An 11,844-nucleotide genomic window follows, 5' to 3' on the forward strand; every position below is an offset into this window, starting at 1 on the left:
TAAACTTGCGCGGATCAAACTACGAGCGATGACACCGGACTTCCTGCCCTTCCTGCACGAGCTCGCGGACGCCGCCGGCCGCGCCATCCTGCCTCATTTCCGGGCCGAACTCGCCGTCGAGAACAAGGCAGAAGCCGGCTTCGACCCGGTCACGATCGCCGACCGGGCGGCCGAGGCGGCCATGCGCGAGATGATTTCCCGCCGCTTCCCCGACCATGGCGTCATCGGCGAGGAATACGGGCCGGAGCGGACGGATGCGGAATTCGTGTGGGTGCTCGACCCGGTGGACGGGACGCGCGCCTTCATTTCGGGCCTCCCGCTCTGGGGCGTCCTGATCGGGCTGAAGCGTGCCGGCGAGCCCATGCTCGGCATGGTTGCGCAGCCCTATATCGGCGAGCGGTTCTACGGAACCGGCAGCGAGGCGTGGTTCGAGCGCGGTTCGTTGCGGAAGCCGCTGCGGGTGCGCAGCTGCCCGGGCCTGTCGGCGGCGACGCTCTCCGCGACCAGTCCGACCATGTTCACGGCCGCCGAGCGCGCGCAGTTCGGCCGGCTCGAACGGGAAGCCCGCCTCGTCCGCTACGGCTACGACTGCTACGCCTATGCCATGGTGGCCGCCGGCTTCGTCGACTGCGTGGTCGAATCGGGGCTCGGCCCCTACGACATCGAGCCGATCGTGCCGATCATCCTCGGCGCGGGCGGGCGGGTCACCGACTGGGCCGGAGTGCCGAAGCGCGGCGGCGGCCAGGTCCTCGCGACCGGCGACGCCCGCGTCCACGCCGCAGCGCTCGCACGCCTCGCCGCCGCTCCGGTCTAGCCTCGCGCGGCGCCTCCGCCACGAGCGTCCAGCACGAACGCATCGAAGGCGGCCAGGAACTGGTCACGGAAGGGATCGCGTTCCATCAGCAATTCGTGCCGCGCGCCCGGCACGCGCACGGTCACGATCGTCTTGACCCGTGCGGCGAGCCTTTCGGCAGCGACGTTGGAAACGACGGCATCCGCCCCGGCCAGCACGAACAGCACCGGCATCGGGACGCGCATCGCGAAATGGCGCGTCTCGAACAGCCGGCAGGCACGGATCGCCGCGGCGGCCCAGCCGATCGTCGGCGAACCGGTACCGAGCGCCGGCTCGTGCTCGATGATTTCGGTGGCGCGGCAATAGCGGTCGCGGTCGCTCGTCACGACGTTCTGCTCGAAGGGCTGGCTCGTGACGAGCGTCGCGCCCCCGCCCGGCAGGTAGGACCTGCGGAAGCCGATCCGGTCGAGCACCAGCGCCGCGCTTTGAGCAACCCTGCCCGATCCGTGGAGGCCGACGAGAGGCGCGGAAAGCACCATCCGCTCGATCTGCGTCCGCAGCCGCTCCGCCGCGAGCAGCGCGACCGCACCGCCGGTCGAGTGCGCGAGCACATGATAGGGCGGCGGGCAATCGGCGAGGACGACGGTGCGCATCACCGTCATCAGATCGCCGACATAATCCTCGAAGGCGCGGACATGGCCCTTCCGGCCGTCCCGGAGGAGGCGATCGGAGCCGCCCTGGCCGCGCCAGTCGAAGGTGACGACGGCGAAGCCGCGCCGCCGCAGATCCACGATCGTCTCAAAGTACTTTTCGATGAACTCGCCGCGGCCCTGCAGGAGCAGGACCGTGCCCCGCCCCGGATGAACCGCCACCGGCCAGCGTGCGTAGCGGATGCGGGTGCCGTCGGGCGCCAGCGCGCGCCCGGCGACGGCGCCTTCGGGGACCGGATTGGAAGGAATATCGACGAGTTCGATCAAGACCATCCGCCGGGTTCCGCCGGTGACGTCCGGTCGGACGGGCGACATAGCCGGCCGGGCGCGACGAGACAAGACGGAGACCCGGCGCCGGGTCATGGACCGGGCCGCTCCCGGACAGTCGATCCCCTTTCCGTCAGGCGCGGATGGACCGCACGGAGAGGATCTGGCCGGACCGCGCGCTGACGGTCACGATCACGCGGCGGCCGCGCCGGTCCACGGCCGTCGCGCCGTAGGTCCGGCCGGCGCCGTCGAAGAAGTCGATGCGGCGGAAGCCGTACCGCTCGAGCAGATGGCGCACCTGTGCCGCCGACAGATCGTGCCGCCACTGGCGGTCGTGCCGGTAGCGGTCATGCCGGTAGTGGTCATGGCCGTAGGTCGGGGAATGACCGTATGAGGGGAAATGGTCGGAGCCATGGATCATCACGGTGATGCTCGCCTTGTGCTGTTCGGCTGCATTCGCCTGACCGGCGGAGAGCGGAACGGCGACAGCCGTCGCGCAGGCAAGAAGAGCGGCGGAGAATAGCTTTGCGTTCGGCATGATCAGCTCCCTTGTTGTCCCGGCGTGCCAACTCAATGCCCGGGATGACAAGGGCTATTCTCCGCCATCGCGCTGAACACAGGCGGAAGTCGGCGTTCATACCGCGTTCAACGACGGATTTCTGCGGATGTTCTCGCCAGACCAGACGCAAAGAAAAACAGGCCGGCGGCAAAGCCGCCGGCCTGTACGGGTGCCGGAGGGGGCGTTAGCGACACCCGATTCGAATGCCGGTCAGTAGACGACCAGCGGATTGTTTCCGTCCGCGGACTGCGCCGGCGGCGCCGATGGGACGTCCTCGCCGGGGGGCGCGGCCGGAGCGGCCGAAGAGGCCGGGCCCCTATCGGTGCTCGCCGGAGCGGCTGGGCGCGCGACCGGGCGAGCCGGCTCCGGCGCAGAAGTCCTGGGCGCAACTGCAGCCACCGGCTTCGGCGGTGCCGGTGCGACGGACAGGCGGGGCACGGGCGCCGGGGCGGGGAGCACTGCTACCGCCGGAGGCTGCGCCCAGCTGCCTGCGGGAAGCGCCGCCCGCACCGGAACGAAAGAGACGATCTCGCCCGAAACCGGCGAGATGCGGAGATCGAGCAGGATGCCGTTCGGATCGAAGGCCTCGATTGCATAGAGACCGCCGGCCGGACGGACGGGACCGATCCCGTCATAGCCGGCGCGCGCAAGCGCAAGCCGCACCTCTTCCGGCGGGATGGCGGCCGGCATTTCGCGCACCGGCGGCGCGGCGTAGACTCCCACCGCCGGGCCGACCGGATAGACGATCGGCGGCATGGCCCCTACCCGGACGCCGAAGCCGACCGAGCCGGCGGCGGCGACACTCGCCGAAGCAGCGAGGCCGAAGGCAGCGAGCGGCAGTGCGGTGCGCAGCATGCTGGTCTCTCCTCACGATCGCCGGAGCCGACGGCGCCAGCAATCACCAGGGAAATTGCCGGCCTCGCCCTGAATGGGATCGGAAGCGACCATTCATCCGGTGTTCATCAAGGCGGCGGGTTTGCGGCGGCGGAACCCGGGCCGCGCAATCGGGCGGCCCTGCCCACATCTCGCCCGAGAAGGAGGGGCGGGGAAGCCCGGTTCGAAAAGGGGACGAGGCGGAGCGACGCGCATCTTTTCGTCGCCCCGGCGGGTACCGCCCTTGCTTCGCCGCATAGGCGGGTACAAGACGAGGCAGACCCGGCCGCAAGGCGGCCGCCCGAACGCGACCGTTCCCGTCTTGGCTCGACAGCTCCTCCCCATCCTCGCGCTCCTGACGAGCACGGCCTTCCTGCTGACCGCGAACGGGCTGCACGCGCTCCTGCTGCCGCTCCGCGGCACGGCGGAGCATTTCAGCACCACGGAAATCGGCCTCGTGGGCACCGGCTGGGCGGCGGGATTCGTCCTCGGTTGCCTGCTCGCCCCGGCGATCGTCCAGCGCGTCGGCCATATCCGCGCCTTCAGCGCCGCAGCGGCCTCCGCCGCCATCATCATTCTCCTCAACGGCCTGCTCGTGCTTCCCGCGAGCTGGATCCTGCTGAGGGTCTGCTCCGGCTTCGCCCTCGCCGGCGCCTTCATGATCATCGAGAGCTGGCTCAACGAGCGCGCCACGAACGAGAACCGCGGCACCATCTTCTCGCTCTACCTGACGGTGACCTACGTCGCGATCACCGCCGGCCAGTTCCTGGTCGCCGCCGCCGACCCGCGGCGGCCGGCCTCGTTCATGCTCGGCGCGATCTTCTTCTGTCTGGCGGTGCTGCCGACCGCGCTCTCCACGGCGCAGTCGCCACGCCCGCTGACGCGTGCGCGCCTCGACCTCCGCAAGCTCTTCGGCAATTCGCCCGTCGCCTTCGTCACGGTCACGATGATCGGCGTCGTGAACGGCGCGTTCGGCACGCTCGCCGCCGTCTTCGGGGTGGAGACGGGGCTCTCGACCGGGCTGATCGCGCTGATGATGGGGATCACCATCATCGCAGGCGCGATTACGCAGCTTCCGGCCGGCCGCCTGTCGGACCGCACCGACCGCCGCTACGTCATTGCCGGCGCCGCGCTTTCCTCGGCTGCGACGGGACTTGCGATCTACCTGCTCGAGCCGGTCGACGCGACGGCCCTCCTTGTCCTCACGGGGATCTACGGCGCGCTCACCTATCCGCTCTACGGCCTCGCCGTCGCCCATGCGAACGACTTCGCGGAACCGGACGATTTCGTCGCCGTCTCGGGAGGGCTGCTCCTCCTCTACGGCCTCGGCACCATGGTGGGCCCGCTGGCGGCCGGATTCGTCATGGCGCATCTCGGGCCGGCGGCGCTCTTTCTCGTGACCGCGACCGGCCACACCCTGATCGCGATCTACGCAATCCTTCGGACCTTCAAACGGGCACCGGTTCCCGAAGAGGTTCGCGGACCGTTCCAGACCGTCCCGATCTCGCGCGCACTCACCACCGGGACGGCGTTGCTCGATCCGCGCGCGGAAGAGCCCGCTGCAGGCGGGGACGAGCTCGAAAACACGGCAGAGCGCGATCCGGAACTCGCCGAGGCCGAATGAGGGAGGAGCCAGCCATGACCGCTACCGGCGACAGCCGCCCATTCATCCCGGTTCGCATTGCCGTCCTGACGGTGTCGGACACGCGCAGCCTCGAGAACGACCGCTCGGGGGAGACGCTGGTCGGCCGTCTCGTCGAAGCCGGGCACCAACTCGCCGAGCGCGCCATCGTCCCCGACGACATCGAGGCGATCCGCGCCGTGGTGCGGCGCTGGATCGCGGACCCGAAGGTCGATGCGGTCATCACCACCGGCGGCACGGGGTTCACCGGCAGGGACGTCACGCCCGAGGCGATCGAGCCGCTCTTCGAGAAGCGGATGGACGGCTTTTCCGCGGTGTTCCACAGGCTGTCCTACGAGAAGATCGGAACGTCGACCATCCAGTCGCGGGCGACGGGGGGTGTCGCCGGCGCGACCTACATCTTCGTGCTTCCCGGCTCGCCCGGCGCCTGCCGCGACGCCTGGGACGGCATTCTGAAGGCACAGCTCGACTACCGGCACATGCCGTGCAATTTCGTCGAGATCATGCCGCGGCTCGACGAGCACCTGAGGCGCGGCGGCGCAGCCTGATTATCGGCGCGCCGGCAGCAGGGTCGCCTCGATACGTCCGCGGCGGCGCGGCAGCACGGCCGCAAGATCGGCGCCGGGCCGCGCGGAGGCGCGGAACATGTCCCGTCGGATGAGGAGACCCGCCTCGAGCGGCCTCGGCGGAGGCCAGAGGCGGCGAAGCACCGAGAGCCGTCCGCGGCGGAACCGGGCCGGGGCCGAATGGCTCCCGCCCCATGCGCGCGCGGCCTCCGTCCAGCCCTCCTCGAATGCTGCCCCGGATTCCAGGAATAGCAGCCATTCGCCACGGCCGCGGCCGGCGAGATCGCCGGCGCCCACGCTCACGAGCAGATCGGCACCCGCGGCCTCCGCCAGCTCGCGCACCTCGCCGTCTTCCCGGCCGACCAGGACGAAGGCGTCGAGAACCACGCCCTCCACGGCGGCAGCCACGAGATTGCCGAGCGTCGCCGCAAGCGCCCTCAGTTCGCCCCGGTGCTCGATGAACGCGGTGATCATGCGGCTCCTTAGACGCTCGCGCGGAGCTCCGCCACCCGCATCTTGTTCGCTCTTTGTTCTTGTGTCCACGGACGCAATCTACTATCGTGCCGATATGGAACACGCTGCACAACCGCACGGAAGCCGAAAGGCTTCACCCGGCCTGAGGGGAAGACGGCCGGGCGGCCCGGCCGAGCCGGACATAATCGGGGACCGGCGCCGGGGACGCGGCGCCCAGACAAACGTGTCCGGCCGCTACGAGCGGGAGGCGCGAACCGCCTTCGACGATGGCTGGCAGACGCTCGAGGAGCTGCCGCCCATCCGGACAGAGGTCCAGGTCGAGAAGGCGAAACGGATCATCACCCGGAATTCGTCGCCCGACATTTCCTTCGACCGCTCCATCAACCCCTATCGCGGCTGCGAACACGGCTGCACCTATTGCTTCGCGCGCCCGACGCACGCGAACATGGGCCTTTCCCCGGGTCTCGATTTCGAGACCAGGCTCTTTGCGAAGCCGGATGCCGCGGCGCTGCTCGAGCGGGAACTCGCGGAGCCCGGCTACGTGCCCCGCACCATCGCAATCGGAACCAACACCGATCCATACCAGCCGATCGAGCGCGAATACCGGATCATGCGGCAGATCCTCGAAGTGCTTTCGCGGACGGGCCACCCGGTCGGGATCGTGACGAAGTCGGCTCTGGTCACCCGCGACATCGACATCCTCGCGCCGATGGCCGAGCGCGGGCTGGCCAAGGTGGCGCTCTCGGTGACGACGCTCGACCGCAGGCTGGCGCGCAGCATGGAACCGCGCGCGGCGACACCGCCGAAGCGGCTCGAGACGATCCGGACGCTCGCCGAGGCAGGCATTCCCGTCACCATCATGACGGCCCCGATCATCCCCGCGCTCAACGACATGGAGATCGAACGGCTGCTCGAGGCAGGCCATGCCGCGGGCGCGCGCCACGCCGGCTACGTGCTCCTCAGGCTGCCGCTGGAGGTGAGCCCGATCTTCCGGGAATGGCTGATGGCGGAGCACCCCGACCGGTCCCGGCATGTGCTCTCGGTGATGCAGTCGATGCGGGGCGGCAGGGACTACGATTCGGAGTGGGGCACGCGGATGCGCGGATCCGGTCCCTATGCCTGGCAGATCGGACGGCGGTTCGAGCTCGCCGCAAAGCGCCTCGGGCTGAATGCCGAGAGGAGAGGCCTCCGGACCGATCTCTTCAAGCCGCCCGTCCCGATCGGTGGACAACTTAGCCTGATCTGAGCGCAGCATTGCCCGCAGCCCGCCGGGAGCGTATCGCGGGAGGCATGGTCGCGGTCCGGGCAACGACGATTCAGGCCGACTTCGAAGTCGAGCGGCAGCTCATCGCGGCTGGCTTCCGGCGCGTCGCTGGCATCGACGAGGCCGGGCGCGGACCGCTTGCCGGCCCGGTCGTCGCCGCGGCCGTCATACTCGACCCGGCCCGTATCCCCGACGGGATTGCCGATTCAAAGGCGCTCGAACCGGCAAGCCGCGAGGCGCTCTTCGCGGAGATCTCCGCAACGGCCGAAATGGCCGTCGCGTTCGGCTGCGTCGGCACGGTGGACAGGATCAACATCCGCGAGGCGACGCTCCAGGCGATGCGCCGCGCGCTTGGGGCGCTGCCCCGGGCCGCCGACGCCGTCCTGATCGACGGACGCGACGTGCCGCGCGGAATCGCGATCGAGACCCGCGCGATCATCGACGGCGACGCGCTGTCGCTCTCGATCGCCGCCGCCTCGATCGTGGCGAAGGTGATCCGGGACCGGCTCATGACACGCTGCGACGGCGCATTCGGCGGCTACGGCCTGGCGAGCCACAAGGGCTATTCCACCAAGCTGCACCAGGCCGCGCTCACGGCGCTCGGGCCCTGCCGGCTGCACCGGCGGAGCTTTTCGCCGGTCGCCGCGCTGCTCGCACAAGGGTGACGGGAGGCTGAAAGCGAGAGCGGCGGCCCGCAGGCCGCCGCTCCGGATTCTGTCTTGTGCGCCCCGATCAGTTCAGGTTGCTGCGGACCTGCCCTATCGACTGCTCGACCAGACGCTGTCCGACGTCGCCTGCACCCTTCTCAGCGAGGATGCTGGACGCCGCAGCCGCCGCCACGTCGACGGCGCGGCCGCGGACCTCGGCAACGGCCTGCACTTCGGCCTGCGCGATGCGCTGCTCGACGATCCGGGTTCGCCGCTCGATGTACTCGCCCATGCGCTGCTCGGCATCCACCCGGATGGCCTCGGCCTCGCGGCGCGCCTGATCGACGATCGCCTCGGCCTCCTCCTCGGCCTCCTGCCGCCGACGCTGATATTCGGCAAGCAGCGCCTGCGCTTCCTCGCGCAGCCGCCGGGCCTCCTCCAGGTCGCGCCGGATCCGCTCCGAACGCTGGTCGAGCCAGGCCGCAATCTTTCCCGGCACCTTCATGTAGACGAGGATACCGAGGAACACGACGAAGGCCATGAAGGCCCAGAAGGTGGCCCATTCGGTCGCATTCATCGTGCTGCCCTCTCGCTCAGGGCGGCGTCGACCGCGCGCTCGATCTCGCCGCGCGCGACGCCCGTTCCGATCAGGACTTCGACGATCGCCTCGGCGGCGTCCTTGGCGATCGCATCGACGTCGCCAAGCGCCCGGCTCTTGATCTCGCCGATGCGCGCCTCCGCCGCCTGCAGCTTGCCGTCGAGTTCACCCTCGAGGCGGCTGCGGTCGGCATCGATCTCGGCCTTGGCGGCCTCGCGCGCCTCCTGCGCGATGCCGTGCGCGTTCTGCCGGGCCTCGGCCAGCGCCTGCTCATAGGCGGCGATCGCCTCGTCCGTCTCCCGCTTCAGGCGCTCGGCCTCGGCGAGGTCGTCGGCAATGCGGTCGTTCCGCTCTTCCAGAATCGTGGCGATCCGCGGCAGCGCGACCTTGCTCATGAGATAATAGAGCAGGCCGAAGCTTATGATGAGCCAGAAGATCTGCGAGCCGAAGGTCGCCGGATCGAAGGGCGGAAAGTTATGCCCCCCGCCGTGCGTCTCGGCGGCGCCGACCGTCTCGGTCGTCTCGCCATGCGCCTGTGCGTATGCCGGTGAGATCACCCGCGCGCTCTCCAATGGTGGCGGGCCGCCACGGGCGGCGGCCCAAGACGGTCGGATCCGGGCCTCAGACCGCGAAGATGAGCAGAAGCGCGATCAGCAGCGAGAAGATGCCGAGCGCTTCGGTCACCGCGAAGCCGAAGATCAGGCGGCCGAACTGGCCGTCGGCGGCGGAAGGATTGCGCAGCGCGCCCGCCAGGTAGTTGCCGAAGATGGTGCCGAGGCCGATGCCCGCGCCGCCCATGCCGAGGCAGGCGATGCCGGCGCCGATGAAGGCAGCTGCTTGCGGATCCATTCTAAACTCCTTTGGTCAATCGGTTGTCTGGGGTTTGCCGCTGCGCCCGGCCTCAGTGCGAGGGGTGGAGCGCGTCGTTGAGGTACATGCAGGTCAGGATCGCGAAGACATAGGCCTGCAGGAACGCGACGAGGAATTCGAGCGCCGTCAGCGCGACGGCCATGAGGAAGGGCAGCACCGCGCCGCCCACGCCGAGCACGCCGAAGGCGCTGAGGCTCACGACGAAGCCCGCAAAGACCTTCAGCGTGATGTGGCCGGCCAGCATGTTGGCGAAAAGACGGACGGAAAGGCTGATCGGGCGCGACAGGAACGAGATGACCTCGATCAGCACCACGAGCGGCAGCAGGTAGCCGGGCACGCCCTGCGGGACGAAGAGATGCAGGAAATGCGCGCCGTTCCGGTAGAACCCGTAGACCACGACGGTCAGGATGACGAAGAGCGCGAGGGAGAAGGTGACGATGATGTGGCTCGTCACCGTGAAGAAATAGGGGATCAGGCCGAGCAGGTTCGCGAACAGCACGAACATGAAGAGCGAGAACACCATCGGGAAGAAGCGCATGCCCTCGGTGCCGGCGCTTTCCCGCAGCATGCCGGCCACGAACTCGTAGGACATCTCGGCGAGCGACTGCATGCGCCCCGGCACGAGCCCGCGGCCCTGGGTGGCGAGGATCAGAAAGGCCGAGATCAGGCCGACGACGAGCAGCATGAAGAGCGACGAGTTCGTGAAGGCGAGGTCGACGCCGCCGATATCGCCCAGGCTGACGATCGGATTGATCGCGAACTGGTGGACCGGATCGACCCGGGACGCCTCTTCAACTGTCGCCACGCCAAAACCCTTCTGCCGCCCGGACGGGCCCGTTCAACCCTGCGGCTCGCCGCCGCTCCCGGCACCCGGCGAGCCGGGTCCCGTCTTGATCCTTCCCGCCGAGCGCAGGACATTGAGGACGCCCGCCGCGAAGCCGAGCATGAGGAACACGATCATCCCCCACGGCCCGGTCCCGGCCAACATGTCCAGCCCCCAGCCGAGCGCCGCCCCGACGAGCACGCCCGCCACGAACTCGCTGGCAAGCCGGAAGGCCACCGCGTAGTCCGAGCCGGAGGACCGCGCCGGCCGCGCCGCTTCGGTGCGATCCGCACGTTCCGCGCGCAACGACTGGGACAGGCGGTCGAGCCGCCGCGCGAGGTCTGAATCGGATGATCCGGGACCAACCGGACCATCGACCCTGCGCTTCTCGTCCGTCATGCAGATCGCCCGTCACCCGACCGAAACCGGGCAGCCGCGCTCGCCGCCGGCAGGGAAGCCCCTCCGAAACCGCGCGCACCATAGTTTTGCCCCCGAAACGTGTCAAGCATCCGCGAAAAGCACGCAAGCATCTGAAATTGCTGGACTTCTTTCCCGTTCCCGCGCGGCGGGGAGATCAGCTTGCCTCGCGCATCCGCTCGGCAGTCCCGAGATCGACCGAGACGAGTTGGGAAACGCCGCGCTCGGCCATGGTCACACCGTAGAGGCGGTCCATCTGGGCCATCGAGATCGGATTGTGCGTGACCACCAGGAAGCGCGTCTCGGTGCGCCCGCGCATGTCCTGCAGCAAGGCGCAGAAGCGCTCGACATTGGCATCGTCGAGCGGCGCGTCGATCTCGTCGAGAACGCAGATCGGCGACGGATTGGTGAGGAAGACGGCGAAGATCAGCGCCATCGCGGTGAGCGCCTGCTCGCCGCCGGAGAGAAGGGTCATGAGCTGCGGCTTCTTGCCGGGAGGCCGCGCCATGATCTCCAGGCCGGCCTCGAGCGGATCGTCCGAGCCGACCAGCATCAGCTCCGCCGTGCCGCCGCCGAAGAGCCTCGTGAAGAGGCTCTGGAAATGCGCGTTGACTGCCGTGAAGGCCTCGAGCAGCCGCTCGCGGCCCTCCCGGTTGAGCCCCTGGATGGCGGTTCGCAGCCGGCGGATCGAGGCCTCGACGTCCTCCCGTTCGCGAAGGATCGTCGCAAGCCGCTCCTCGAGTTCCGCGACCTCCTCCTCGGCGCGCAGGTTGACGCTGCCGAGACGCTCCCGCTCGCCCTTCAGCCGGCCGAGGCGTGCCTCGAGGCCGGCCGGGTCCGGAAGGGGCGCGCCAGGCTTCAGCTCGGCAAAACCGGACAGCTCGTCGGGATGGCGGGCGAAGATCTCGCGGATCCGGCGCGCGAGCTCGTCGCGTGCCGCGCGCGCCGAGGCGAGCCGCTCCTCCTCGCGCGCCTTTGCCTCGCGTGCGGCGGACAGGGCATCGAGGGAGGCGCGGGCCGCACGCGCCGCCTCCCGGTGCGCCGCCTCCGCCGCCGCAAGCGCCTCCGCACGCGTCTTCGCCGCCTCCTCGGCCATGGCGATCTCGCGGCGGAGCGCGCGCCGGCGTTCCTCGATGAGGCCCGGCCGCTCCTCGGTCTCCGCGAGCTCGGCCGCGACCGCGGCCAGGCGTTCCAGGAGCTCGGCCCGCCGACCGACCGACCGCTCGGCCCGGTCGCGCCATTTCGCCCGATCGGCGGTGATCGACTGCAGCCGCCGGGCGCGACCGCCCGCCCGCTGCGCAGCGGCGTCGGCCGCCACCTGCGCTTCGCGCGACTTCGCCT

15 protein-coding genes are annotated in these 11,844 nt (G+C 69.7%); 5 read left to right on the forward strand and 10 right to left on the reverse strand.

The features are described 5' to 3' along the window. The first annotated feature begins 28 nt into the window (after nt 1-28). Complete coding sequence (gene hisN / locus E4O86_RS08175; RefSeq protein ID WP_161140039.1) at nt 29-814, forward strand: histidinol-phosphatase; 786 nt, start codon at nt 29-31, stop codon at nt 812-814. Here the strand turns inward: hisN and E4O86_RS08180 are convergent. The 3 genes from E4O86_RS08180 to E4O86_RS23785 all read right to left on the reverse strand — a co-directional run bounded on the left by E4O86_RS08180 (nt 811) and on the right by E4O86_RS23785 (nt 3,184). Next, a complete protein-coding gene (locus E4O86_RS08180; RefSeq protein ID WP_205520774.1) occupies nt 811-1,776 on the reverse strand; it encodes an alpha/beta fold hydrolase in 966 nt (321 codons plus the stop codon). The two genes, hisN and E4O86_RS08180, sit on opposite strands and share 4 nt — an antisense overlap. A 127-nt stretch (nt 1,777-1,903) precedes the next feature. Continuing rightward, complete coding sequence (locus E4O86_RS08185) at nt 1,904-2,308, reverse strand: hypothetical protein (protein ID WP_161140040.1); 405 nt, start codon at nt 2,306-2,308, stop codon at nt 1,904-1,906. Nucleotides 2,309-2,539: 231 nt separating this feature from the next. Continuing rightward, the gene (locus E4O86_RS23785; protein ID WP_161140041.1) at nt 2,540-3,184 is read right to left on the reverse strand and encodes a hypothetical protein; all 645 of its coding nucleotides are present in this window, start codon (nt 3,182-3,184) and stop codon (nt 2,540-2,542) included. 340 nt (nt 3,185-3,524) lie between these two features. Between E4O86_RS23785 and E4O86_RS08195 the strand changes: the two genes are divergently transcribed. Both E4O86_RS08195 and moaB read left to right on the forward strand, forming a co-directional pair. Beyond that, nucleotides 3,525-4,826: an MFS transporter gene (locus E4O86_RS08195; protein WP_246206289.1), complete on the forward strand. Its 1,302-nt coding sequence runs from the start codon at nt 3,525-3,527 to the stop codon at nt 4,824-4,826. Nucleotides 4,827-4,840: 14 nt separating this feature from the next. After that, the gene (gene moaB, locus E4O86_RS08200; protein ID WP_161140043.1) at nt 4,841-5,392 is read left to right on the forward strand and encodes a molybdenum cofactor biosynthesis protein B; all 552 of its coding nucleotides are present in this window, start codon (nt 4,841-4,843) and stop codon (nt 5,390-5,392) included. Here moaB and E4O86_RS08205 read toward each other — a convergent pair whose 3' ends face one another. Then, nucleotides 5,393-5,884, reverse strand: coding sequence for a glycosyl transferase (locus E4O86_RS08205; protein WP_161140044.1), 492 nt, complete (start codon nt 5,882-5,884; stop codon nt 5,393-5,395). A 94-nt stretch (nt 5,885-5,978) separates the two neighbouring features. On the opposite strand from E4O86_RS08205, the gene E4O86_RS08210 reads away from it, so the two are divergent. Further along, nucleotides 5,979-7,130: a PA0069 family radical SAM protein gene (locus E4O86_RS08210; protein ID WP_161140045.1), complete on the forward strand. Its 1,152-nt coding sequence runs from the start codon at nt 5,979-5,981 to the stop codon at nt 7,128-7,130. A 44-nt stretch (nt 7,131-7,174) separates the two neighbouring features. Then, nucleotides 7,175-7,813, forward strand: coding sequence for a ribonuclease HII (locus E4O86_RS08215; protein ID WP_161140046.1), 639 nt, complete (start codon nt 7,175-7,177; stop codon nt 7,811-7,813). A gap of 67 nt (nt 7,814-7,880) precedes the next feature. Here E4O86_RS08215 and E4O86_RS08220 read toward each other — a convergent pair whose 3' ends face one another. From E4O86_RS08220 to E4O86_RS08245, 6 genes are all read right to left on the reverse strand, one after another. Then, on the reverse strand, nt 7,881-8,336 hold the full coding sequence (locus E4O86_RS08220; RefSeq protein WP_246206290.1) for a F0F1 ATP synthase subunit B family protein: 456 nt from the start codon (nt 8,334-8,336) through the stop codon (nt 7,881-7,883). 32 nt (nt 8,337-8,368) lie between these two features. Continuing rightward, complete coding sequence (locus E4O86_RS08225) at nt 8,369-8,950, reverse strand: F0F1 ATP synthase subunit B (protein WP_343039124.1); 582 nt, start codon at nt 8,948-8,950, stop codon at nt 8,369-8,371. A 64-nt stretch (nt 8,951-9,014) separates the two neighbouring features. Further along, nucleotides 9,015-9,242, reverse strand: coding sequence for a F0F1 ATP synthase subunit C (locus tag E4O86_RS08230; RefSeq protein ID WP_161140049.1), 228 nt, complete (start codon nt 9,240-9,242; stop codon nt 9,015-9,017). Nucleotides 9,243-9,294: 52 nt separating this feature from the next. Beyond that, complete coding sequence (locus E4O86_RS08235) at nt 9,295-10,068, reverse strand: F0F1 ATP synthase subunit A (protein ID WP_161140050.1); 774 nt, start codon at nt 10,066-10,068, stop codon at nt 9,295-9,297. Between the two features lie 33 nt (nt 10,069-10,101). After that, on the reverse strand, nt 10,102-10,485 hold the full coding sequence (locus E4O86_RS08240) for an AtpZ/AtpI family protein (protein WP_161140051.1): 384 nt from the start codon (nt 10,483-10,485) through the stop codon (nt 10,102-10,104). A gap of 175 nt (nt 10,486-10,660) precedes the next feature. After that, on the reverse strand, nt 10,661-11,844 hold a 1,184-nt coding region (locus E4O86_RS08245; protein WP_484573211.1), incomplete at its 5' end, for a coiled-coil domain-containing protein.

The sequence above is a fragment of the Propylenella binzhouense genome (genome assembly GCF_009866965.1).
Lineage (GTDB): Bacteria > Pseudomonadota > Alphaproteobacteria > Rhizobiales > Afifellaceae > Propylenella > Propylenella binzhouense.